Source organism: Serratia sp. G204Y, from assembly GCF_051172435.1.
Taxonomy (GTDB): Bacteria; Pseudomonadota; Gammaproteobacteria; order Enterobacterales; family Enterobacteriaceae; genus Serratia; species Serratia sarumanii.
Genome location: NZ_JBPIZA010000009.1, coordinates 18,398 through 42,068, shown reverse-complemented (window position 1 = coordinate 42,068; position 23,671 = coordinate 18,398). Strand labels below are relative to the sequence as shown.

Here is a 23,671-nt window from a genome sequence, read left to right as displayed (position 1 = left end):
GAGAGGAGAGCAAGACCTTGGAGGGAAGCGTGACTCAAAGTAAATGGCGGGCTTACAGCCATTTGATGCGCATTGATAAACCGATCGGCACGCTGTTGCTGCTGTGGCCGACGCTGTGGGCGCTGTGGCTGGCCGGGAAAGGCGTGCCGCCGCTGTCGATTTTGCTGGTGTTCGTGCTCGGCGTGTTCCTGATGCGCGCCGCCGGTTGCGTGGTGAATGATTACGCCGATCGCGCGGTGGACGGCTACGTGAAACGCACCGCCGGGCGGCCGATGCCGAGCGGCCGGGTGAGCGCGAAAGAGGCCAAGGTGCTGTTCGTGGTGCTGGTGCTGGTCTCGTTCTGCCTGGTGTTGACGCTCAATGCGATGACCATTTGGCTGTCGCTGGCGGCGCTGGCGCTGGCCTGGGCGTACCCGTTCATGAAGCGGGTGACCAACCTGCCGCAGTTCGTGCTGGGCGCCGCGTTCGGCTGGGGCATTCCGATGGGCTATGCGGCGGTCAGCGAATCGCTGCCGCTCAGCTGCTGGCTGCTGCTGCTGGCCAACATCTGCTGGACGGTGGCCTACGACACGCTGTATGCGATGGTCGACCGCGACGATGACCTGAAGATCGGCATCAAATCCACCGCTATCCTGTTCGGCCGTTATGACAAGCTGATCGTCGGGCTGCTGCAGTTCGCGACGCTGCTGCTGCTGGTGTGGGTCGGTTATCTGGCGCAGCTCGGCGGGGCGTTTTACTGGTCACTGCTGCTGGCGGGCGCGCTGTTCATTCACCAGCAGAAACAGATCGCCGGCCGCGAGCGCGAGGCCTGCTTCAAGGCCTTCCTGCAGAACAACTATGTGGGGCTGGTGGTGTTCATCGGCATCGCGCTGAGCTATCTGCCGACGTAACGCTTCCCTTCCGCAAGAAAAAAGGCACCCCGAGGGTGCCTTTTGTGTTTCAGCGCCGGGCGAAATCACTCGTCTTTCTCTTCTTCCGCATCGGATTGCGGCAGGGCGTTGGTTTCTTCCGGCATGTTGACGCTTTCGATGGTCAGCTTGATCTCCGGCGTGATCAGATCGCTCAGCATGTTGTACACCTCGAGGGTGTGCTCGCGGATCGCATCGCCGCTGTCGTTGATATAGCCTTCTTCGCGCAGCGTTGCCACCAGGGTGGAGAACACCGCCTTGTCGAAGAATTCCGGCGCGTTGATGCCGTGCAGCACCGACAGACGCTGCGCCATGATGCGGCTCTCTTTCTCCAGCGCGCCGCGGTTGATGCTCGGGTTGGCGCTGAGGATCGACATGGTGATGGCGTAGCGTTGCAGGGTTTCGCGCACCCCGGCGGCCAGCAGCTGCAGCGGGCGAATGCGCGCCGGGTTCAGCACCAGCTCGTCGCCTTTGTCGCAGATCAGCTGTTGACGGATCAGCTCGTCGATCACCGGCCGCAGCACCTCCGGCAGCTGTTCCTTGTCGTTATGCAGGAACAGCTCGGCTTTCAGCATCGGATAGATCATGCCGATTTGGCGCAGCAGCTCGGCGCGCGATACCCGGCGGTGATGCATCACGATGCTGGCGATCAGCGACGGCAGCACCAGCAGGTGGTGGATGTTGTTGCGGTAATAGGTCATCAGCACCGCCTGCTCGCGCGGCAGGATGATGATGTCGCCGATGCTGTCCTTCTCCACCTCGAACTTGTTCATGTTCAGCGCGTGATCCAGCAGCTCGTTCGGCGTTTGCGTCGGCACGGTGACGTCACGCGCGTAAGGCGCGTTGCGCATCAGCTGCAGGTAGCACTCGAGCTGTTCGATCAGCTGTTCGCGGGTCAGCGAACGCTGACGCGAGGCCAGCAGCGCGGTGGAACACAGGTTCATGGCGTTGGCCGCGGCGGCGTTGTTGATGCGCACCATGATCTGGCCGGCCAGATCGTTGACCGTCGGCGTCAGCCAGCTTGGGCGCTGGGCTTCGATCGGATCGATCGACTCGCGCCACTGCGGCACGTTCTGGTTGAGGTAAGCCGTCAACGGCAGCGGTTCGCCGAAGTTGACGTAACCCTGGCCCAGGTTGCGCAGCTTGCGCAGGCCGCGCAGCATCTGCGGCAGGCTCTCTTTTTCCTTGGTGGCGCCGCGCAGCTCTTTGGCATAGGTACCCACTTCCATCACGTGCTCGTAACCGATGTAAATCGGCACCAGCGTGATCGGACGGGTGCCGCCGCGCAGCATCGCCTGGATGGTCATCGACAGGGTGCCGGTCTTCGGCTCCAGCAGGCGCCCGGTGCGGGAACGGCCGCCTTCCACGAAGTATTCCACCGAGTAACCGCGGGTGAACAGCTCGCCGAGGTATTCGCGGAACACCGTCGAGTACAGCTTGTTGCCCTTGAAGGTGCGGCGGATGAAGAACGCGCCCAGGCGACGGAAGATCGGGCCGGCCGGCCAGAAGTTGAGGTTGATGCCGGCGGCGATGTGCGGCGGCACCAGGCCCTGGTGATACAGCACGTAGGACAGCAGCAGATAGTCCATGTGGCTGCGGTGGCAGGGCACGTAGACGATCTCGTGGCCGTCCTGCGCCAGCTGGCGCACGCGCTCGGCGTTGGTGACGTTGATGCCCTGATACAGCCGGTTCCAGGTCCAGCTCAGCACGCGGTCGGACAGGCGCACGGTTTCGTAGGAGAAATCGGCGGCGATCTCTTCCATCAGCGCGATGGCGTTTTGCTGGGCCTTCTCGTGTGAGATCTTCTTGCTGCGCGCTTCGTCCTCGACCGCTTTTTCGATCGCTTTGGACGCCAACAGCTTGTTAAACAGATCCTGACGGGCCGGCAGGCTCGGGCCCACGGCGGCCAGGCGCTGACGCGAAAAGTGCATGCGCGCCACGCGCGCCAGTTTCTGCGCGATGGTTTTATCCGTTCCGTGTTCGGTGGCCATGCGGCGCAGCGAAACGGTGTTGGAGAAACGCACGAAGCTGTCGCGGCCGAGCCACAGCACGGCGAAGAATTTCTGCACGCCGTTCAACAGACGCAGGTGCGGCGTACCGTGGCCTTCGCGGCCCGGCGAGCGGCCGAACATCACCGAAACCGGCAGCATCTGAATGTCGAGATCCGGATTGCTGCGATGCAGATCCAGATAGTCGTGGAACAGCTTTACCGACTCTTCTTTCGGGGTGTAATAGCGGAACACGCGCGGGCCGTCGTGAATGAACACGTAGCTCGGCAGCACGGTGCCGTCGATCTCCAGCGAGTTGAGCGGATCGGGCAGATCCTGCGCCAGGCACTGGGTGCGCAGCGTCAGCAAATCCGCCTTGGAATTGTAAGGTAAAACATACAAAATCGGCCGTGAGGGATCCAACCCTAGCTCGGTAACCGGATCTGAAGGGATGACCTTACTTCTTACCAACAATTTAAGTGGTAAATTCAATATCTTATAATAAATTTTACGCCAACCTGACATAACAACGTGAAGCCTCTTGTTAGCAATGCGCCGCAAGCATACCAGAAACCGGGTAGCAGATCTGTGGTGTTCGAAAACCGAGAGCCGTCAGCGCGGACTGTTCTAGACTCTTTTTATTATGACCGACCTCTGAGAAAGGCACGAAAACATGGCAAACCAAGCAACCGGCCTGACCCGCATCATCAAGGCCGCCGGCTATTCCTATAAAGGGCTTTCCGCCGCCTGGCAACACGAAGCGGCGTTCCGCCAGGAACTGGTGGTCACCCTCCTGGCTATCATACTGGCTGTCTGGCTGGATGTGGGTGCGATAGCGCGCATTTTATTGATCGGATCGGTAGCGCTGGTGATGATCGTCGAGATCCTGAACAGCGCGATCGAGGCGGTGGTGGATCGCATCGGCAGCGAACATCACGAGCTGTCCGGCCGGGCCAAGGACATGGGATCGGCGGCGGTGTCGCTGGCGATCGTGCTCGCGCTGTTCGTTTGGGGCACGGTCTTATGGCAGCACTTCGGCTGACGAAAAGCGCCTACTGACTGATTTTTATTTAATCTTCGGTTCCCAATCCGCGCTTACCTGTATATACTCACAGCAAGACTGTATAAACAAACAGGGGGCGGAATGAAAGCACTAACTACCAGACAGCAAGAGGTCTACGACCTGATTCGCGAGCACATTTCGCAAACGGGCATGCCGCCAACGCGTGCCGAGATCGCGATGCGTCTGGGGTTCCGTTCGCCTAACGCCGCCGAAGAACACCTGAAGGCGCTGGCACGCAAAGGCGTGATCGAAATCGTCTCCGGTGCTTCGCGCGGTATCCGCCTGCTGATGGAAGAAGAAGAGGGGCTGCCGCTGATCGGCCGCGTCGCCGCCGGCGAGCCGCTGCTGGCGCAGCAGCACATCGAAGGGCACTACCAGGTGGATCCTTCCCTGTTTAAACCGAGCGCCGATTTCCTGCTGCGGGTGAACGGCATGTCGATGCGCGACATCGGCATTCTGGATGGCGATCTGCTGGCGGTGCACAAAACGCAAGACGTGCGCAATGGCCAGGTCGTGGTGGCGCGCATCGAAGACGAAGTGACGGTCAAGCGCCTGAAAAAGCACGGCAACGTGGTTGAACTGCTGCCAGAGAACAACGAATTCCAACCGATCGTGGTCGATCTGCGTCAGCAGAATTTCACTATCGAAGGGCTGGCGGTCGGCGTGATCCGCAACGGCGACTGGATTTAATCGTCGCACCCTCAGTGCCGCCTCCTGTATCAATCGCCCCTGTTCTGGGGCGTTTTTGTTTCTGACCTTGCCATTCGCCACCGCTACGGGAACGTCTCATCATGCGCTTGATTTCCGCCTTTACCAGCGACACCGATAAAGCTCTGTGGCGCCTGGCCCTGCCGATGATTTTCTCCAATATTACCGTGCCGCTGCTCGGGCTGGTGGACACTGCGGTGATCGGCCACCTCGACAGCCCGATCTATCTGGGGGGCGTGGCGATCGGCGCGGTGGCGACCAGCTTCCTGTTCATGCTGCTGTTGTTCCTGCGCATGAGCACCACCGGCCTGGCGGCGCAGGCGCTGGGGGCACAGAACCCGCAGGCGCTGGCGCGCGCCTTTATGCAACCGCTGCTGTTGGCGCTGCTGGCCGGAGCGGCGATCGTCCTGCTGCGTTATCCGCTGATCGAACTGGCGCTGCGGATTGTCGGTGGCGATGGCGAAGTGCTGGAACAGGCGCGGCGTTTTCTTGAGATCCGCTGGCTCAGCGCCCCGGCGGCGCTGGCCAATCTGGTGCTGCTGGGCTGGCTGCTCGGCGTGCAGTACGTGCGGGCGCCGGTGATCCTGCTGATCGTCGGCAACCTGCTGAATATCGTACTGGATATCTGGCTGGTGATGGGCCTGGGCTGGAACGTGCGAGGGGCGGCGGCGGCCACCGCCATCGCCGAATACGCCACGCTGTTGCTCGGCCTGTGGCTGGCGTGGCGGGTGATGCGCCTGCGCGGTATTACCCTGCCGATGCTGCGCCAGGCCTGGCGCGGCGATCTGCGTCGCCTGCTGGCGCTCAACCGCGATATCATGCTGCGTTCACTGTTGCTGCAACTGTGCTTTGCGTCGCTGACCATTTTCGGCGCTCGCCTGGGGAGCGAGGTGGTGGCGGTCAATGCGGTATTGATGAATCTGCTGACGTTCACCGCCTATGCGCTCGACGGCTTCGCTTATGCGGTGGAGGCCCATTCAGGCCACGCCTACGGCGCCCGGGACGATAGCCAACTGCGTAAGGTGTGGCACGCGGCCTGCAGGCAGGCGGGGCTGGTCGCGTTGGTCTTCGGCCTGGCGTATGCCGTTACCGGCCAGCAGATCGTGGCGGCGTTGACCTCCTTGCCGGAGCTGCGTGCGTTGGCTGCCCATTATTTACCGTGGCAGGTCATTCTGCCGCTGGTCGGGGTGTGGTGCTATTTGCTGGACGGCATGTTTATCGGCGCCACGCGCGGCGCCGAGATGCGTAACAGCATGGCGGTAGCTGCGGCAGGGTATGGTCTGACGCTGTTCAGCGTGCCGCTGCTTGGCAACCACGGGCTTTGGCTGGCGCTGGCGGTGTTTCTGACGTTGCGCGGCGTGGCGTTGGGCTGGATTTGGCACCGCCACCAGGTGCGCGGCAGCTGGTTTACCGCACATTAACCCGGGCATTCTGTTGGGGTAATGGTTAGTTTTTCTTATGTTTTCTGTCATGTTTGCTTACATGTTTTCAGCCTGGTCCCGTTCGCGTTAGTTCGTTGTTTGCTGGCGTTTTTTGTTTTTATTTTGTCAGTTAATGGTTTTTTGTTCTGTATTTTGGCTTTTTTATTTCCACGTTTAACTAGAATGAATCATGTGGCTGGTAAATGAAGGGGAACGGTGCTCCTTAAGGTGAAGGGAGCATCAGCCAGAAAAATTTCTGGTTAACCCCGGCCGGCGACAGGGATCACTGATTCACCACAGGTTAACGGAGAGACTATGAATAAAGATCAAGCCGACGGTAACTGGAAGCAGCTGAAAGGCAAAGTGAAGGAAAAATGGGGCAAGCTGACCGATGACGATCTGACGGTCATCGAAGGGAAACGCGAACAGCTGGTCGGCAAAATCCAGGAGCGCTACGGTTACCAGAAAGAGGCGGCCGAGAAAGAGGTGAAGGCCTGGGAAGAACACACCAAACACCGCTGGTAATTTGCAGGGCCGCCATTGAAGGCGGCTTGCCCAGCGCAGGCCGGCGTCGCTCTCATCCTCTGGCGCCCCGGCCGCAGGTACAGGGAGGTACCTGACTTCGTCTTACTTCTTCTTGATGGCGATGCTGTGATCGTGTTCGGCGCAGTCATGCTTGCTGTCGCACGCCTCAACCTCCACGCAGCCGGCGCACAGACCGTGCGCTTCTACCACGCTGTGGCGCAGCGCAAATCCGGCTTCCTGCGCCAGCTTCTGCAGCGTTTCCTCTACGCCTTCGGTGGTGCGTTCGGTCACCTGGCCGCAGCGGTCGCAGATAAACAGTGCGGACGTGTGCATCGGCTGTTCAAAATGGTGGCACAGCACGTAGCTGTTGGCGGATTCCACTCTATGGATAAACCCTTGCTCCAGCAGAAAATCCAGCGCGCGATAGACCGTCGGCGGCTTGGCCTGCGGTTCGGCGACGCGCAGCAGATCGAGCAGGTCATAAGCGCTGATTGCACCGGGTTGCTGAGTCATCAGACGCAGCACTTCCAGCCGTTGCGGCGTCAATCGCACATTGCGTTGTTGGCAGAGGCGTTCCGCCTGCGCCAGCAGCTTTTCCTGGGTGGTTGAGTTCATCGCAAATATCCCGGTACGTAAAAAAGCCGATTTTACCATGATTACGGCGAATCGCCGAGAGTTGCCCCCTTTTCCCCTGAGGATTGCGCAGGGAAAGGCGCGCAGAGTGCGCTAAAAGAGAGATGCATCACAACTTTTCCCCGCCGCAGGGCGACAAATCAACATTGCCGGTTTTAGCGCTGGAGAGCGGCGGGCGAGAGCGGTATAACGCGCTTCACCCGCGTGATGAGCAGGAGCTTTGTGCGATGACGGAAAGAGAGAAGCTGTTAAGCGGCCAGGTGTACAACAGCCGCGATGAAGAATTGATTGCTATGTACCATCGGGCCAGAGCGTTGACCAAAAGCCTGGGCGAGCTGGATTCGCATCAGGCGGACGAGAAAAACCGTCTGCTCGGCGAACTGTTCGGCGCCTGGGGCGAGGCGAGCTGGATCGAAACGCCGTTCTGGTGCGACTACGGGCAACATGTCCGCATCGGCAAGAACTGTTTTATCAACGTCAATGCGGTGTTCCTCGACTGCAATACCATCACCATCGGCGACAACACGCTGATCGGCCCCAACGTGCAAATCTACACGCCGAGTCATCCGCTGAAGGCCGGTGAACGCTTTACCGGTGACCCGGCTTTCCCTTTCCGCACCTCGGCGCAGCCGGTGTCCATCGGCAGCAATGTGTGGATCGGCGGTAACGTGGTGATCTTGCCGGGCGTGACCATCGGCGACGGCACCACTATCGGCGCGGGCAGCATCGTGACCGGCGACATCCCGGCCAACGTGCTGGCGCTGGGGCAGCCGTGCCGGGTTATCCGCGCGTTGGAATAGGGCGCAGATAAGGCGGTTTTCCCAACGGCGCCGATTGTCGTTATAATAGCCGTTTGCGGCCGCGCGCCGTTCGTTGAACCCAGACAGACTCAGGTAGCCAGTAACTCAGCATGACGAAAGACAACCACGCCCCAACCTACGCCGCCAATCGTTTCTCCATCGCGCCGATGCTCGACTGGACCGATCGTCATTGCCGTTACTTCCACCGCCTGCTGACCAAGGAAACGCTGCTGTACACCGAAATGGTGACCACCGGCGCGATCATCCACGGCAAAGGCGACTACCTGGCCTACAGCGAAGAAGAGCATCCGGTGGCGCTGCAGCTGGGCGGTAGCGATCCGGCCGCGCTGGCGCACTGCGCCAAACTGGCGGAGCAGCGCGGTTACGACGAGATTAACCTCAACGTCGGCTGCCCGTCCGATCGCGTGCAAAACGGCATGTTCGGCGCCTGTTTGATGGGGCAGGCGACGCTGGTCGCCGACTGCATCAAGGCGATGCGCGACGTGGTGTCGATCCCGGTGACGGTGAAGACCCGCATCGGCATCGACGATCAGGACAGCTACGCCTTCCTGTGCGACTTTATCGAGACCGTCGCCCGGCGCGGCGAGTGCGACATGTTCACCATTCACGCGCGCAAGGCCTGGCTCTCCGGCCTCAGCCCGAAAGAGAACCGCGAAGTGCCGCCGCTGGACTACCCGCGCGTTTATCAGCTGAAGCGGGACTTTCCGGCGCTGACCATCGCCATCAACGGCGGGGTGAAAACGCTGGAGGAGGCGCGGCAGCACCTGCAGCATCTGGACGGCGTGATGATGGGGCGCGAGGCGTACCAGAATCCGGGCATCCTGGCGCGGGTCGACAGCGAACTGTTCGGCGCGCAGACCGCAGTGCCGGACAGCGTGGCGATCGTCGAAGCGCTGTATCCGTATATCGAGCGCGAGCTGTCCAACGGCACCTATCTCGGCCACATCACCCGCCACATCCTCGGTTTGTTCCAGGGCGTGCCGGGCGCGCGCCAGTGGCGTCGCCACCTGAGCGAGAACGCCCACAAGCCGGGCGCTGATGCGCGGGTGGTGGAGCAGGCGCTGGCGCTGGTGCGTCAGCCGCGTGTGGAAATGGCGTAACCCACAAAAATTTTGACCAACAGTTAGTCTTTTTCGCCAGGCATTCGGCGCGTTGCTGGATGCCTGCCCCGTTTTTTCAATAGGTTAGCACTTTCGCCGTTCTGGCACGCTTCTTGTAATTCACTCTGCAGATACGTTGAGTTGCAAAGGAGCAATCATGTTGGAAATCTTCTTTCTCATTGGCTTTGTGGTGATGCTGATGGTGACCGGCATCTCGCTGCTGGGGATCTTCGCTGCGCTGTTGGCGGCGGCGGCGTTCATGCTGGTGGGCGGGTTGTTCGCGGTGGTCATCAAGCTGCTGCCGTGGCTGATTTTGGCGGTGGTCGGGGTATGGATTTACCGCGCGATGCAGAAACCGCAGGCCAGGCGTTACTGATTTTTTGCTGAATAATCAGACAGTCACACTGAAACTTGCACAATTTTTCGCACCGCGAATGCGGCAACGATCACAGCTTGGCAGTTTTCCCCGGCGATGTGGCACATAAAGCGTGTTTTTTGCCGAACGGGGCTGTTAGGATGTGGGGCGATGCAGTGATGCGACCGATTTCATCACCGTGAGAGACAACCAAAATTCGTGTTGCTAAAGCAACCCCCCTGTCTCTGGCGGACTCTGCTCTACCCCTACAAAACGCAGTAACAGAAAGGGCTCCGCAAGGAGCCCTTTTCTTTTGCCGCTATCAGGGGATCAGCAGGCTGGAGCCGCTGGTGCTGCGGCTTTCCAGCACCTGGTGCGCCCGCTGGGCGTCGGCCAGCGCAAATTTCTGCTCGTCTCTCACCTCCACCCGAATGGCGCCGCTGCCGATCAGCGAGAACAGCTCGTTGCTGGCGTACTGCAGTTCGGCGCGGTTGGTGACGTAGCCGTTGAGGGAAGGGCGGGTGACGTACAGCGATCCTTTCTGGTTGAGCAGCGCCAGATCGACGCCGGTCACCGGGCCGGAGGCATTGCCGAAGCTGACCATCAGGCCGCGGCGTTTCAGGCTGTTAAGCGAGGCCTGCCAGGTGCTTTGCCCCACCGAATCGTACACTACGCCAACCTTCTCGCCGTGCGTCAGCTCGGCCACCCGCTGGGCGATATCCTCTTTGTGGTAGTTGATGGTGGCCCAGGCGCCGGCCTGTTTCGCCAGGGCGGCCTTCTCGTCGGAGCCGACGCTGCCGATCAGGCGCGCGCCCAGCGCTTTGGCCCATTGGCAGGCGATAAGGCCAACCCCGCCGGCGGCGGCATGGAACAGGAACACTTCTCCCGGCTGCACTTCGTGGGTTTGGCGCAACAGATAGTGCACCGTCAGCCCTTTGAGGAAAGAGGCGGCGCCCTGCTCAAAGCTGAGGTTGTGCGGCAGCAGCGCCACTTTTTCTTCCGGCACATTGTGGATCTCGCTGTAGGCGCCGAGCGACGACTGCGCATACACCACCCGGTCGCCCGGTTTGATCGCGCTGACCCCGGCGCCGACCTTGACCACCACGCCGGCCGCCTCGGTGCCGAGGCCGCTCGGCAGGCTGGCCGGCGCGTACAGCCCGCTGCGCACATAGGTGTCGATGTAGTTGATGCCGATCGCCTTGTTCTCGATCTGCACTTCCCCGGCAGCCGGATCGAGTGGTGTAAAATCAACGTATTGCAAGACTTCCGGCCCGCCGGTGGCGGAGAATTGAATGCGCTTGGCCATATCGTTACCTCGTTGGAGTGTCTGATTTCACCCTATTCTTTTTAGTCTCGGAGATCCAGTTTGCCCGTGCGGGGTTCAATACCTTTTTTGCATCGGTTATGGCGCAAAAATCACGTATACTCTCGCGTCAGGATCCTTCATTCGCAACCGGATAAAGACTACGTTTCATGGCAGGAAAAAAACCAACCAACAAAACAAACGCGGACGAAACCAGAGAGCGTTCCAGAGATCGTCAGATGGAAGGGCTGAAGATGCCGCCGCACTCGCTGGAGGCCGAGCAGTCGGTGTTGGGCGGTTTGATGCTGGATAACGAGCGCTGGGACAACGTGGCGGAGCGCGTGGTCGCCAACGATTTCTTCAGCCGCCCGCACCGCCTGATCTTTACCGAGATGCAGCGTCTGCTGGAGATGAGCAAGCCTATCGACCTCATCACCCTGTCCGAATCGCTCGAACAAAAGGGCGAACTGGACTCGGTCGGCGGCTTCGCCTACCTGGCCGAGCTGTCGAAAAACACCCCGAGCGCCGCCAACATCGGCGCCTACGCCGACATCGTGCGCGAGCGCGCGGTGGTGCGCGAGATGATCTCGGTGGCTAACGAGATCGCCGACGCCGGCTACGATCCGCAGGGGCGCAGCAGCGAAGACCTGCTCGATCTGGCGGAATCCCGCGTCTTCCAAATCGCCGAGAACCGCGCCAGCAAAGACGAGGGCCCGAAGGGCATCGAGCGTATTCTGGAAGACACCGTGTCGCGCATTGAGCAGCTGTATCAGCAGCCGCACGATGGCGTGACCGGGGTCGATACCGGCTATCAAGACCTCAACAAGAAAACCGCGGGCATGCAAAAGTCCGATCTGATCATCGTCGCCGCCCGTCCTTCGATGGGGAAAACCACCTTCGCCATGAACCTGTGCGAAAACGCCGCGATGACCCAGGAAAAACCGGTGCTGATCTTCAGCCTGGAGATGCCCGGTGAGCAGATCATGATGCGTATGCTGGCGTCGCTGTCGCGCGTGGATCAGACGCGCATCCGTACCGGCCAGCTCGACGACGAGGACTGGGCGCGCATTTCCAGCACCATGGGTATCCTGTTGGAGAAGCGCAACATGTACATCGACGACTCCTCCGGCCTGACGCCGACCGAAGTGCGCTCGCGCGCGCGGCGCATTTTCCGCGAGCACGACGGGCTTAGCCTGATCATGATCGACTACCTGCAGCTGATGCGCGTGCCGGCCCTGTCCGACAACCGTACGCTGGAGATCGCCGAGATTTCGCGCTCGCTGAAGGCGCTGGCGAAAGAGCTGCAGGTGCCGGTGGTGGCGCTGTCGCAGCTGAACCGAAGCCTGGAGCAGCGCGCCGATAAGCGCCCGGTCAACTCCGACCTGCGTGAATCCGGCTCTATCGAGCAGGATGCCGACCTGATTATGTTCATCTATCGTGATGAGGTGTATCACGAGAACAGCGATCTGAAAGGGATCGCGGAAATTATTATCGGTAAGCAGCGTAACGGCCCGATCGGCACCGTGCGCCTTACCTTTAACGGCCAGTGGTCGCGTTTCGATAACTACGCGGGGCCACAATACGATGACGAATAATCAGCTAAGGAACTGAAATGAAAGCGGCAACCGCTGTAATCGACCGCCGCGCTCTGCGACATAATCTGCAACAGGTGCGCCGCCAGGCGCCGCAAAGCCGCCTGATTGCCGTTGTGAAAGCAAACGCTTATGGACATGGCCTGCTGGAAACAGCCCACACCCTGCAAGACGCCGACTGCTACGGCGTGGCGCGCATCGGCGAGGCGCTGATGCTGCGCTCCGGCGGCATCGTCAAACCGATCCTGCTGCTGGAAGGTTTCTTCTGTGCCGAAGATCTGCCGGTGCTGGTGGCGAACAACATCGAAACCGCGGTACACAGCATCGAACAGCTCGAAGCGCTGGAGCAGGCCGAGCTGGCGCGCCCGGTGCCGGTGTGGATGAAGCTCGATACCGGCATGCATCGGCTGGGGGTGCGCCCCGAACAGGCGGAAGCGTTTTATCAGCGCCTGTGCGCCTGCCGCAACGTGGCGCAGCCGGTCAATATCATGAGCCACTTCAGCCGCGCCGATGAGCCGGAATCCGACGCCACCCTGAAACAGATCGCCTGCTTCGAGCAGTTCGCGCGCGGCAAACCGGGCCAGCGCTCGGTCGCCGCGTCCGGCGGCACGCTGCTGTGGCCGGATGCCCACAACGAGTGGGTGCGTCCCGGCATCATTTTGTACGGCGTGTCGCCTCTGGATAACGGCAGCGGCGCCGAGCATGGGCTGCAGCCGGCGATGACGCTGAAGTCCAGCCTGATCGCGGTACGCGAGCACAAGGCCGGCGAAGCGGTCGGCTACGGCGGCACCTGGGTAAGCCCGCGCGATACCCGGCTGGGCGTGGTGGCGATGGGATACGGCGACGGCTACCCGCGCAGCGCGCCGACCGGTACGCCGATCCTGATCAACGGCCGCGAAGTGCCGATCGTCGGCCGGGTGTCGATGGACATGATTTCGGTCGATCTCGGGCCGGACGCCGCCGATAAGGTGGGGGATGAAGCGGTGCTGTGGGGCCAGGCGCTGCCGGTCGAGCGCATCGCCGCCTGCACCGGCATCAGCGCTTACGAACTTATCACCAAGCTCACGCAGCGCGTGGCGATGGAATACATCGGCGACTGATGCGCAGCAGGGGCCGACGCGCGTCGGCCCCGTTTCTCAGCGAGTTACTTCTTTACCGCCAACCACTTGTCGATAATCTTCTGATACTCGCCGGTCGCCTTGGCCAGGTGCAGCCACTGATCCACATACAGTTTCCAGCTCAGATCGTCGCGCGGCAGCATGTAAGCCTTCTCGCCGTACTGCATCGGTTTGCTCGGATTCACCGCGCACAGCTTCGGATAGCGCTTCTGCTGGTACAGCGCCTCGGAGGCGTCGGTGATCATCACGTCCGCCTTGCGGTCTACCAACTGCTGGAAAATGCTCATGTTGTCGTGCGTCAGCGTCAGCTTGGCCTTCGGTAGATAGGCGTGCACGAAGGCTTCGTTGGTGCCGCCCGCCGGCTCCAGCAGGCGCACCGACGGTTTGTTGATCTGCTCGAGAGTGCGGTATTTCTTCACGTCGGTGCAGCGCACCAGCGGGATTTTGCCGTCGGTATCCAGCTTGTCGGCGAAGAACACCTGTTTTTGTCGCTCCAGCGTGACGGAGATGCCGCCCATCGCGATATCGCACTTGCCGCCGACGAAGTCCGGCGTCAGGGTTTTCCAGCTGGTTTTCACCCACTTCACTTTGGCGCCCAGGCTCTTGGCCAGCGACTCCGCCATATCGATGTCGATGCCTTCATAGCCGCCGTCTTCCTTGAGGAAGGTATAGGGCTTGTAGTCGCCGGTGGTGCAGACTTCCAGGGTCTTTTGCTGCAGCACCTTGTCCAGGTGGGATTGCGCGCCGGCGCCGCCGGCGGCGAGCAGCAGCGCGAGAGGGAGTAGCTTTTTCATCTGGCGTCCTTTTTATACATTCGTGGTTTTATGCGTTACTTTGCCGTTAATTGTCGTTTACCTGCATGAGTTAGCCGTTTTTTATGCCGCTTACCGGCGAAAACGCCGGGCGTTGCTGCTGTACGCGATTTGAGCGCCAGGGTGTGACGTCGGCAACGGTAAAAAAACTGGTAGGCTGTAACGTCAACATTTATTAACACAGTTTACAGGTGGCTATGTACAACATTGACGATTTTGATATGAAAATCCTGACGCTGTTACAGGCCAACGGCCGTCTGACCAATCAGGAACTGAGCGAGCTGGTCGGGCTCTCCGCCTCCCAATGTTCGCGGCGGCGCATCAGCCTGGAGCAGGCGCAGCTGATCCGCGGCTACCACGCGCGGCTGGCGCCGGAGGCGGTCGGCCTGGGGCTGGTGGGGCTGATCGAAGTTAGCCTGATCACGCACGCGCAGGAGCAGATCGACAGCTTTCATCAGATGCTGGAGGAGGTGGACGCGATCCTTGACGCTTACAAGACCACCGGCGACGCCGATTACCTGCTGAAAGTGGCGGTGGCGGACCTGCCGGCGCTGAGCGAGTTCATCAGCCAGACGCTGTCGCCGCACAAAAGCGTGGCGCATATCAAAACGGCGGTGGTGCTCAATCGCATCAAGGAAAACGGTTTGTTGCCGGTGGCGAGATAAAGCTAAAACCGAATGCGGTTTTCCGTCTATATTAGGAACGTAACGCTGTGCCCAAACCACAATAAACCAGGAGAAAACCCCCGTGTTCCAGAACGTTGACGCCTATGCCGGCGATCCCATTCTGTCGCTGATGGAAAAATTCAAACAAGACCCGCGCGCGCACAAGGTGAACCTGAGTATCGGCCTGTACTACGATGCGCAGGGCATCATCCCGCAGATGCGGGCGGTCGCCGCGGCGCAAGCGCAGTTGAACAGCGTCGAGCACGGCGCCTCGGTATACCTGCCGATGGAAGGGCTGCAACCCTACCGTTCCGCCATCCAGCAGCTGCTGTTCGGCGCGCAGCACCCGATGCTGCAGCAGGGGCGCATCGCCACCATTCAGACCGTCGGCGGTTCCGGCGCGCTGAAAGTGGGCGCCGACTTCCTGAAAAGCTACTTCCCGGATTCGCAGGTGTGGGTCAGCGATCCGACTTGGGAAAACCATGTCGCCATCTTCAGCGGCGCCGGTTTCAAGGTGAATACCTACCCGTATTTCGACAGCGAAAGCCTGGGCGTGAAGTTCGACGCCATGCTCGCTGCGCTGAAACAGCTGCCGAAGCACAGCATCGCGCTGCTGCACCCGTGCTGCCACAACCCGACCGGTTCCGACCTGACCCCTGCCCAGTGGGATGAGGTGGTCAAGGTGATCGCCGAGCGTGAAATCATTCCGTTCCTCGACATCGCCTATCAGGGCTTCGGCGGCGGCATGGAGCAGGATGCATACGCCATTCGCGCCATCGCGGCGGCCGGCCTGCCGTGCCTGGTGAGCAACTCGTTCTCGAAGATCTTCTCGCTGTACGGCGAGCGCGTCGGCGGCCTGTCGGTGGTGTGCGAAAGCGAAGAGGCGGCCGGGCGCGTGCTGGGCCAGCTGAAGGCCACCGTGCGCCGCAACTACTCGAGCCCGCCGAACTTCGGCGCGCAGCTGGTGGCCAAGGTGCTGAATGACGCCCAGCTGAAAACCCAGTGGCTGGACGAAGTAGAGAGCATGCGCACCCGCATTCTCGAGATGCGCCACGCGCTGGTGGATACCCTGAAGAGTGCGCTGCCGCAGCGCAACTTCGATTACCTGCTGGCGCAGCGCGGCATGTTCAGCTACACCGGCTTCAGCGCGGCGCAGGTCGATCGCCTGCGTGAAGAGTTTGGCGTCTACCTGATCCACAGCGGCCGCATGTGCGTGGCCGGCCTGAACCACAACAACGTGCGTCAGGTGGCCGAGGCGTTTGCCGCGGTGCAGTAACGCCTGTTAGTCTGAACGGACGTTCATCGGGGAGCGATAGCGATATCGCTCCTTTTTTATTGCCGGCGCGCCGCCGAAGTTGCCGCAAACCGGAGAGAGAATATACTGATTGAGGGGCGCTCACTCATGTGGCATCAGCAAACGCTAATCCTCAGCGCAAAAGCGCGTGGCTTTCATCTGGTTACCGACGAGATCGTCAACCAGTTAACCCACTTACACCGCCTGCAAACCGGCCTGCTGCATCTGTTGCTGCAGCATACCTCGGCCTCGCTGACGCTCAACGAGAACTGCGATCCCACGGTGCGAACCGATATGGAGCAGCATTTCCTGCGTCAGGTGCCGGAAAACGCACCCTATCAGCATGACTACGAAGGGCCGGACGACATGCCGGCGCACATCAAATCCTCGCTGCTGGGCGCTTCCCTGACGCTGCCCGTCAGGCACGGGCGGCTGATGTTGGGCACATGGCAGGGCATCTGGCTGGGGGAGCACCGCATCCACGGCGGAGCACGCCGTATTGTGGCCACGTTACAGGGGGAATAACCCAATGAATAACAGCGCATTGCTGGAGTACTGCATGGCGAAGCCGGGCGCGGAACAAAGCGACCAGAACCAGTGGCAGGCCAGCCAGATCAAGGTGGGCGACGTGATGTTCGCCATGGTGTGCGAGGTCGAAGGGCGGCCGGCGCTGGCGGTCAAGTCCAGCCCGGAGCTGGCGGAAAGCCTGCGTGAACACCATCCGGAGATCGTCGCCTGCGACGGCCTGAACAAGGCGCACTGGAACACGGTGTTTCTTGACGGCAACCTGCCGAACTCGCAGTTTTACACGCTGATCGACAGCTCCTATCAGCTGGTGGTGGAAGGCCTGCCCGAACACGTGCGCCAGGAACTGCGCGCCTGATTGTCGGGCGGCGGCGCCGCCCGTTTTCTCCTGCTTTTTCATGTTAAAGCGTGATCGCGGCTTTAAATTGGGAACGTTCCCTTTTTCTCGCCAGGCAAAAGCGGCTACGCTTGGGCATTCAAGAAACGCGGGTAAAATAAGGAGGCCGACATGGCCATCAGCGAAGAAAAGCGCAAGATGATCGCCGGGGAACTGTACGACGCCGGCGATGACCTGCTGCGCAGCGAGCGTCGGCGCGCGCGCCAGCTGACGCATCGCTATAACCACTCCTCGCCGGAAGAGGGCGAGCTGCGCAAACAGTGGCTGGGCGAGCTGCTGGGCGGCTATCAGGGCGGCACCATCGAGCCGACCTTCCGCTGCGACTACGGCTACAACATCTATTTGGGCAAGAACTTCTACGCCAACTTCGACTGCGTGATCCTCGACGTGTGCGAGGTGCATATCGGCGACAACTGCCTGCTGGCGCCGGGCGTGCATATCTACACCGCGACCCATCCGCTGGACGCCGAGACCCGCGTCGGCGGCGCGGAGTTCGGCAAACCGGTCAAGATTGGCGACAACGTGTGGATCGGCGGGCGCGCGGTGATCAATCCGGGGGTGACCATCGGCGACAATGCGGTCGTTGCCTCCGGCGCGGTGGTAACCAAAGACGTGCCGGCCAATTGCGTGGTGGGCGGCAACCCGGCCAGGATCATCAAGCAGCTATAAGAAACGGGCGCCGTTGGGCGCCCGCCGTCATCAGACCCGCAGCGAGTCGATGTCCACCACGAAGCGGTACTTCACGTCGCTTTTCAGCATGCGCTCATAGGCTTCATTAATCTGCTGCATCGGGATCAGCTCGATATCCGACGTGATGCCGTGTTGGCCGCAGAAGTCCAGCATCTCTTGCGTTTCCGCGATGCCGCCGATCAGCGAACCGGCGATGCGGCGGCGCTTCATGATCAGATTGAACACCTGCGGCGACGGATGATCGTGCTCCGGCGCGCCGACCAGCGTCAGGGTGCCGTCGCGGCGCAGCAGGTTGAGGAACGGATTCAGATCGTGCTGGGCCGCTACCGTGTTGAGGATGAAGTCGAAGCTGTTGACGTGCTGCGCCATCTCCTCCGGGTTGCGCGAAATCACCACTTCATGCGCGCCAAGACGCTTAGCGTCTTCGATTTTCGACGGCGAGGTGGTGAACAGCACCACGTGCGCGCCCATCGCCCGCGCCAGTTTGACGCCCATGTGCCCCAGCCCGCCGAGCCCGACGATGCCGACCTTTTTGCCTGGCCCCGCGCCCCACTGGCGCAGCGGCGAATAGGTGGTGATGCCGGCGCACAGCAGCGGCGCGACCCCGGCCGGATCGAGATTCTCCGGCACGCGCAGCACGAAGTCCTGATCCACCACCAGATCGGTGGAGTAGCCGCCGTAGGTCACGGCGCCGGTCTGGCGGTCCTGACCGTTATAGGTGCCGGTGAAGCCGTTCTCGCAATACTGCTCCAGCCCCTCATCGCAGCTCGGGCAGCTGCGGCAGGAATCTACCATGCACCCGACGCCGACCAGATCGCCGACCCGGTAACGCGAGACATGGCCACCGACGGCGCTGACGCGGCCGACGATTTCGTGGCCCGGCACCACCGGGTAAATGGTATTGCTCCATTCATTGCGCGCCTGGTGCAGATCCGAGTGGCAGACGCCGCAGAACAGCACCTGAATTTGCACATCGTGGTCGCGCAGGGCGCGCGGTGGGTAATCGAAAGGCACCAGCGCAGACTTCGCATCATGCGCGGCATAGGCATGGGTAATGTTCATGGTCGCTCCAGTTATCAATGTATGGGGGACAACGCTTGGCCGGCAGCGGAGTGCCGGTGAGACGCGGCCTGAATCAGACAGGGCGGCCGCCGAGGGAACATTGATGATAAAAGCGGTGAGCGCGGAGGGAAATGCCTGAAAATGTCGAAACCTTGCCCGTTTCTGTTTGATTGCAGCGAAACGGGTCAGCGTGCGGGCCGCCTGAGCGACGGCCCGCACGCCGGCGATACTACTTGTTCAACAGCGGTTTCAGGAAGCGCGCGGTGTGCGATTTTTCACACTCGGCCACGGTTTCCGGCGTGCCGGCGACCAGGATCTCGCCGCCGCCGCTGCCGCCTTCCGGCCCCAGATCGACGATCCAGTCGGCGGTTTTGATCACGTCCAGGTTATGCTCGATGACCACGATGGTGTTGCCCTGATCGCGCAGCTGATGCAGCACCGCCAACAGCTGTTGGATATCGGCGAAGTGCAGGCCGGTGGTCGGTTCGTCGAGGATATACAGCGTCTGGCCGGTGCCGCGCTTCGACAGCTCGCGCGCCAGCTTGACGCGCTGCGCCTCACCGCCGGAGAGCGTGGTGGCCGACTGGCCGAGGCGGATGTAGGACAGGCCGACATCCATCAGGGTCTGCAGCTTGCGCGCCAGCGCCGGCACCGCGTCGAAGAACTCGCGCGCTTCTTCGATGGTCATCTCCAGCACTTCGTGGATGCTTTTGCCCTTGTACTTCACTTCCAGAGTTTCGCGGTTATAGCGTTTGCCCTTGCATTGGTCGCACGGCACGTAGATGTCCGGCAGGAAGTGCATCTCGACCTTGATCACCCCGTCGCCCTGGCAGGCTTCACAGCGCCCGCCCTTGACGTTGAAGCTGAAACGGCCCGGCGTATAACCGCGGCTGCGCGATTCCGGCACGCCGGCGAACAGCTCGCGCACCGGGGTAAAAATGCCGGTGTAGGTGGCCGGGTTGGAGCGCGGCGTGCGGCCGATCGGGCTCTGATCGATGTCGATCACCTTGTCGAAATGTTCCAGGCCGGTCACTTCGCGGAATGGCGCCGGTTCGGCGATGGTGGCGCCGTTGAGCTGGCGCTGAGCGATCGGGAACAGCGTATCGTTGATCAGCGTCGATTTGCCGGAGCCGGAAACGCCGGTGATGCAGGTAAACAGACCGACCGGCAGCGTCAGCGTCACGTCCTTCAGGTTGTTGCCGCGCGCGCCGCTCAGCTTCAGCACCTTGGTCGGATCGGCCTGCACGCGCTGTGCGGGGATGGCGATCTCGCGCTTGCCGCTGAGGAACTGGCCGGTCAGCGAGTCCGGCTGCGCCATGATGTCGTCGACGGTGCCTTCCGCCACCACCTGGCCGCCGTGTACGCCGGCGCCGGGGCCGATGTCGATCACGTGGTCGGCGGCGCGGATGGCGTCTTCGTCATGCTCCACCACGATCACCGTGTTGCCGAGGTTGCGCAGGTGGATCAGCGTTTCCAGCAGGCGCTCGTTGTCGCGCTGGTGCAGGCCGATCGACGGCTCATCCAGTACGTACATCACGCCCACCAGGCCGGCGCCGATCTGGCTGGCCAGACGGATGCGCTGCGCTTCGCCGCCGGAGAGCGTCTCCGCCGAGCGGGACAGCGACAGGTAGTTCAGGCCGACGTTCACCAGGAATTTCAGGCGATCGCCGATCTCTTTCAGCACTTTTTCGGCGATCTTGGCGCGTTGGCCGCTGAGCTTCATGTTCTGGAAGAAGGTCATCGCATGGCCGATGCTCAGATCGGAGATCTCCGGCAGCGTGGTGTCTTCGACGAACACGTTGCGCGCTTCTTCGCGCAGGCGAGTGCCGTGGCACGAGGCGCAAGGGCGGTTGCTGATGAACTTCGCCAATTCTTCGCGCACCGCGCTGGATTCGGTCTCTTTATAGCGGCGCTCCATGTTGTGCAGCACGCCTTCGAACGGATGACGGCGCACGGTGGTATCACCGCGATCGTTGATGTATTTGAATTCGATCGACTCTTTGCCGGAGCCGCTCAGCACCGCCTTCTGCACGTCGGCGCTCAGGGTGTTGAACGGCGCTTCGACATCGAACTCATAGTGCTCCGCCAGCGAGCGCAGCATCTGGAAGTAATAGAAGTTGCGGCGATCCCAGCCGCGGATCGCGCCGCCGGCCAGCGACAGCTCGGGGTTTTGCACCACGCGATCCGGATCGAAGAACTGCTGCACGCCCAGGCCGTCGCAGGTTGGGCAGGCGCCGGCCGGGTTGTTGAAGGAAAACAGGCGCGGTTCCAGCTCGCGCATGCTGTAGCCGCAGATCGGGCAGGCGAAGTTGGCGGAGAACAGCAGCTCGTCCGCTTTCTCGTCGTCCATGTCCGCCACCACCGCGGTGCCGCCGGACAGCTCCAGCGCGGTTTCGAACGATTCGGCCAGGCGCTGCGCCATGTCCTCGCGCACCTTGAACCGGTCGACCACCACTTCGATGGTGTGTTTCTTCTGCAGCTCCAGCTTCGGCGGATCGGACAGATCGCACACTTCACCGTCGATGCGCGCGCGGATATAGCCCTGGGCGGCCAGGTTTTCCAGCGTTTTGGTGTGCTCGCCCTTGCGGTCTTTCACCACCGGCGCCAGCAGCATCAGGCGTTTGCCTTCCGGCTGGCTCAGCACGTTATCGACCATCTGGCTGACGGTTTGCGCCGCCAGTGGCACATGGTGATCCGGGCAGCGCGGCTCGCCGACGCGGGCGAACAGCAGGCGCAGGTAGTCGTGGATTTCGGTGATGGTGCCGACCGTGGATCGCGGGTTGTGCGAGGTGGATTTCTGCTCGATGGAGATCGCCGGCGACAGGCCCTCGATATGATCGACGTCCGGTTTTTCCATCAGCGACAGGAACTGGCGCGCATAGGCGGAGAGCGATTCGACGTAGCGGCGTTGCCCTTCGGCATACAGCGTATCGAAAGCCAGCGATGACTTGCCGGAACCGGACAGGCCGGTGACGACGATCAGTTTGTCACGCGGGATGATCAGGTTGATGTTTTTCAGATTATGGGTTCGAGCACCACGAACTTCGATATTGTCCATTTACACTTCCCGTCTTGATGATACACCGCGCCTGTCGCGATTTTTGCGGGGGATTTTGTGATGGATCTCGCAAAAAACCGGCACAGCCAGGTCGAAACGCATAATTATGACACAAAAAAACCTGAATGAATATCCAGTATGCGAATGCAACAAGGTCGATCGAAAAGACAATTCTGGAATGCAATTCGCACTTATCAACACGGGTGTGGTTTCGCACTCAGCGTGGTAAACTGACGCGTTTATACTGTGTAGAAATCAATCATCGGGAGAAGTGCTCATGGCCAGCAGAGGCGTAAACAAAGTAATTCTGGTCGGGAATCTGGGTCAGGATCCAGAAGTCCGTTACATGCCGAACGGCGGCGCAGTGGCCAACATTACCCTGGCGACCTCCGAAAGCTGGCGTGACAAGGCGACCGGCGAACAGAAAGAGAAGACCGAGTGGCACCGCGTCGTGCTGTTCGGCAAACTGGCCGAAGTGGCGGGCGAATACCTGCGTAAAGGCTCTCAGGTCTACATCGAAGGCTCCCTGCAGACCCGTAAATGGCAGGATCAGAGCGGCCAGGATCGCTACACCACCGAGATCGTGGTTAACGTCGGCGGCACCATGCAGATGCTGGGCGGCCGTCAGGGCGGCGGCGCACCGGCCGGTCAATCTGCCGGCGGCCAGGGCGGTTGGGGCCAGCCTCAGCAGCCACAGGGCGGCAACCAGTTCAGCGGCGGCCAGCAGCAGTCGCGCCCGGCGCAGAACAGCGCTCCGGCGACCAGCAACGAACCGCCAATGGATTTCGACGACGATATCCCGTTCTGATATCCGGCCGTTTGCAGCCAAAAAAAAAGCCCCTTCACGGGGCTTTTTGCATTTCAGGGATGGTTACGCCGAGAAGCCGCCGTCGATGCTCAGGCTGGCGCCGGTGATATAACCCGCCTGCGGGCCGGCGAGGTAGGCGACGAAGCCGGCGATCTCTTCATCTTTGCCGTAGCGGCCGATCGCCATCAGCTGCTTGAGCTGCTCGGCGAACTCACCGGCGTCCGGGTTCATCTCGGTGTCTACCGGGCCGGGCTGCACGTTATTGACGGTGATGCCGCGCGGGCCGAGATCGCGCGCCATGCCTTTGGTCAGGCCGACCAGCGCCGATTTGCTCATCGCATACACCGCCGCGCCGCCGAACGGCACGCGCTCGGCGTTGGTGCTGCCGATGTGAATGATGCGGCCGCCGTCGTTCATGTGGCGCGCCGCTTCCTGGCTGGCGACGAACACGCTGCGCACGTTGACCGCCAGCATGCGATCCAGATCGTCCAGCGCCAGCTCCTCGGTGCTGCCCAGCGTAAACACCCCGGCATTGTTCACCAGAATATCCAGATTGCCGAACTGGCTGACCGCCTGGCGCACCGCCTGCTGCAGTGCCGCCGCATCGGCGCTGTCGGCCTTGATGGCGAGGGCTTTGCCGCCGGCGGCGGTAACGGCGCTTGCCACCGCTTCGGCGCGATCGGCCGAGGCGGCGTAGGTAAAGGCGACCGCGGCCCCTTCGCTCGCCAACCGTTTCACGATGGCGGCGCCGATGCCGCGTGAGCCGCCCTGGACGAACGCGACTTTGCCATGCAGAGGTTGTGCTGTGGTCATGTTATTTCTCCA

23 protein-coding genes are annotated in these 23,671 nt (G+C 61.4%); 16 read left to right on the top strand and 7 right to left on the bottom strand.

Translation table 11 applies throughout. From position 1 onward, the window contains the following. Window positions 1–17: 17 nt before the first annotated feature. A complete protein-coding gene (gene ubiA, locus ACSBQQ_RS23600) occupies window positions 18–890 on the top strand; it encodes a 4-hydroxybenzoate octaprenyltransferase (RefSeq protein ID WP_033654716.1) in 873 nt (290 codons plus the stop codon). A gap of 65 nt (window positions 891–955) precedes the next feature. On the opposite strand, the gene plsB is transcribed toward ubiA, so the two are convergent. Next, window positions 956–3,421, bottom strand: coding sequence for a glycerol-3-phosphate 1-O-acyltransferase PlsB (gene plsB, locus ACSBQQ_RS23595; protein ID WP_060388483.1), 2,466 nt, complete (start codon window positions 3,419–3,421; stop codon window positions 956–958). Between the two features lie 148 nt (window positions 3,422–3,569). On the opposite strand from plsB, the gene ACSBQQ_RS23590 reads away from it, so the two are divergent. The 4 genes from ACSBQQ_RS23590 (at window position 3,570) to ACSBQQ_RS23575 (ending at window position 6,613) form a co-directional block, all read left to right on the top strand. Continuing rightward, window positions 3,570–3,938: a diacylglycerol kinase gene (locus ACSBQQ_RS23590; RefSeq protein ID WP_015379225.1), complete on the top strand. Its 369-nt coding sequence runs from the start codon at window positions 3,570–3,572 to the stop codon at window positions 3,936–3,938. A gap of 102 nt (window positions 3,939–4,040) precedes the next feature. Continuing rightward, window positions 4,041–4,649 (top strand): transcriptional repressor LexA, encoded by a 609-nt coding sequence (gene lexA, locus ACSBQQ_RS23585; protein ID WP_004936736.1) that lies wholly within the window; start codon window positions 4,041–4,043, stop codon window positions 4,647–4,649. A 101-nt stretch (window positions 4,650–4,750) separates the two neighbouring features. Further along, a complete protein-coding gene (gene dinF, locus ACSBQQ_RS23580; protein WP_033649709.1) occupies window positions 4,751–6,088 on the top strand; it encodes an MATE family efflux transporter DinF in 1,338 nt (445 codons plus the stop codon). 315 nt (window positions 6,089–6,403) lie between these two features. Further along, window positions 6,404–6,613: a CsbD family protein gene (locus ACSBQQ_RS23575; protein WP_033636203.1), complete on the top strand. Its 210-nt coding sequence runs from the start codon at window positions 6,404–6,406 to the stop codon at window positions 6,611–6,613. A gap of 102 nt (window positions 6,614–6,715) precedes the next feature. Here the strand turns inward: ACSBQQ_RS23575 and zur are convergent, their stop codons facing one another. Then, window positions 6,716–7,228 (bottom strand): zinc uptake transcriptional repressor Zur, encoded by a 513-nt coding sequence (gene zur / locus ACSBQQ_RS23570; RefSeq protein ID WP_015379223.1) that lies wholly within the window; start codon window positions 7,226–7,228, stop codon window positions 6,716–6,718. 245 nt (window positions 7,229–7,473) lie between these two features. Between zur and ACSBQQ_RS23565 the strand changes: the two genes are divergently transcribed. From ACSBQQ_RS23565 to pspG, 3 genes are all read left to right on the top strand, one after another. Continuing rightward, the gene (locus ACSBQQ_RS23565; protein WP_033649710.1) at window positions 7,474–8,046 is read left to right on the top strand and encodes a sugar O-acetyltransferase; all 573 of its coding nucleotides are present in this window, start codon (window positions 7,474–7,476) and stop codon (window positions 8,044–8,046) included. A gap of 110 nt (window positions 8,047–8,156) precedes the next feature. Beyond that, window positions 8,157–9,167, top strand: coding sequence for a tRNA dihydrouridine(20/20a) synthase DusA (dusA, locus tag ACSBQQ_RS23560; protein WP_060428832.1), 1,011 nt, complete (start codon window positions 8,157–8,159; stop codon window positions 9,165–9,167). A gap of 157 nt (window positions 9,168–9,324) precedes the next feature. Further along, window positions 9,325–9,543, top strand: a complete 219-nt coding sequence (gene pspG, locus ACSBQQ_RS23555; protein ID WP_033636200.1) for an envelope stress response protein PspG — start codon at window positions 9,325–9,327, stop codon at window positions 9,541–9,543. 301 nt (window positions 9,544–9,844) lie between these two features. Here the strand turns inward: pspG and ACSBQQ_RS23550 are convergent, their stop codons facing one another. Next, the gene (locus ACSBQQ_RS23550) at window positions 9,845–10,828 is read right to left on the bottom strand and encodes a quinone oxidoreductase (RefSeq protein ID WP_033654713.1); all 984 of its coding nucleotides are present in this window, start codon (window positions 10,826–10,828) and stop codon (window positions 9,845–9,847) included. A 167-nt stretch (window positions 10,829–10,995) separates the two neighbouring features. On the opposite strand from ACSBQQ_RS23550, the gene dnaB reads away from it, so the two are divergent. Next, window positions 10,996–12,420: a replicative DNA helicase gene (gene dnaB, locus ACSBQQ_RS23545; RefSeq protein ID WP_025160134.1), complete on the top strand. Its 1,425-nt coding sequence runs from the start codon at window positions 10,996–10,998 to the stop codon at window positions 12,418–12,420. Between the two features lie 17 nt (window positions 12,421–12,437). Next, entirely contained in the window at window positions 12,438–13,517 is a 1,080-nt protein-coding gene (gene alr / locus ACSBQQ_RS23540; protein WP_039569648.1) for an alanine racemase, read from the top strand. 44 nt (window positions 13,518–13,561) lie between these two features. Here the strand turns inward: alr and ACSBQQ_RS23535 are convergent, their stop codons facing one another. Further along, a complete protein-coding gene (locus ACSBQQ_RS23535; protein ID WP_039569645.1) occupies window positions 13,562–14,329 on the bottom strand; it encodes a transporter substrate-binding domain-containing protein in 768 nt (255 codons plus the stop codon). Between the two features lie 215 nt (window positions 14,330–14,544). On the opposite strand from ACSBQQ_RS23535, the gene ACSBQQ_RS23530 reads away from it, so the two are divergent. The 5 genes from ACSBQQ_RS23530 (at window position 14,545) to maa (ending at window position 17,897) form a co-directional block, all read left to right on the top strand. Further along, on the top strand, window positions 14,545–15,012 hold the full coding sequence (locus tag ACSBQQ_RS23530; protein ID WP_004936775.1) for an Lrp/AsnC family transcriptional regulator: 468 nt from the start codon (window positions 14,545–14,547) through the stop codon (window positions 15,010–15,012). A gap of 82 nt (window positions 15,013–15,094) precedes the next feature. Then, complete coding sequence (locus ACSBQQ_RS23525) at window positions 15,095–16,288, top strand: amino acid aminotransferase (protein WP_049195296.1); 1,194 nt, start codon at window positions 15,095–15,097, stop codon at window positions 16,286–16,288. A 126-nt stretch (window positions 16,289–16,414) separates the two neighbouring features. Next, entirely contained in the window at window positions 16,415–16,831 is a 417-nt protein-coding gene (locus ACSBQQ_RS23520; RefSeq protein WP_060427047.1) for a secondary thiamine-phosphate synthase enzyme YjbQ, read from the top strand. Between the two features lie 4 nt (window positions 16,832–16,835). Then, window positions 16,836–17,189, top strand: a complete 354-nt coding sequence (locus tag ACSBQQ_RS23515; protein WP_019453210.1) for an MmcQ/YjbR family DNA-binding protein — start codon at window positions 16,836–16,838, stop codon at window positions 17,187–17,189. Window positions 17,190–17,339: 150 nt separating this feature from the next. Then, a complete protein-coding gene (gene maa / locus ACSBQQ_RS23510) occupies window positions 17,340–17,897 on the top strand; it encodes a maltose O-acetyltransferase (RefSeq protein WP_039569636.1) in 558 nt (185 codons plus the stop codon). Between the two features lie 30 nt (window positions 17,898–17,927). Here maa and ACSBQQ_RS23505 read toward each other — a convergent pair whose 3' ends face one another. Then, window positions 17,928–18,980, bottom strand: a complete 1,053-nt coding sequence (locus ACSBQQ_RS23505) for an NAD(P)-dependent alcohol dehydrogenase (protein WP_060428833.1) — start codon at window positions 18,978–18,980, stop codon at window positions 17,928–17,930. Window positions 18,981–19,209: 229 nt separating this feature from the next. Continuing rightward, entirely contained in the window at window positions 19,210–22,038 is a 2,829-nt protein-coding gene (uvrA, locus tag ACSBQQ_RS23500) for an excinuclease ABC subunit UvrA (protein ID WP_060427051.1), read from the bottom strand. Window positions 22,039–22,315: 277 nt separating this feature from the next. Here uvrA and ssb1 point away from each other — a divergent pair, with 277 nt between their 5' ends. Further along, window positions 22,316–22,846, top strand: coding sequence for a single-stranded DNA-binding protein SSB1 (ssb1, locus tag ACSBQQ_RS23495; protein WP_004936793.1), 531 nt, complete (start codon window positions 22,316–22,318; stop codon window positions 22,844–22,846). Window positions 22,847–22,909: 63 nt separating this feature from the next. On the opposite strand, the gene ACSBQQ_RS23490 is transcribed toward ssb1, so the two are convergent. Further along, entirely contained in the window at window positions 22,910–23,659 is a 750-nt protein-coding gene (locus ACSBQQ_RS23490) for a 3-oxoacyl-ACP reductase family protein (RefSeq protein WP_033649717.1), read from the bottom strand. Between the last annotated feature and the right edge of the window lie 12 nt (window positions 23,660–23,671).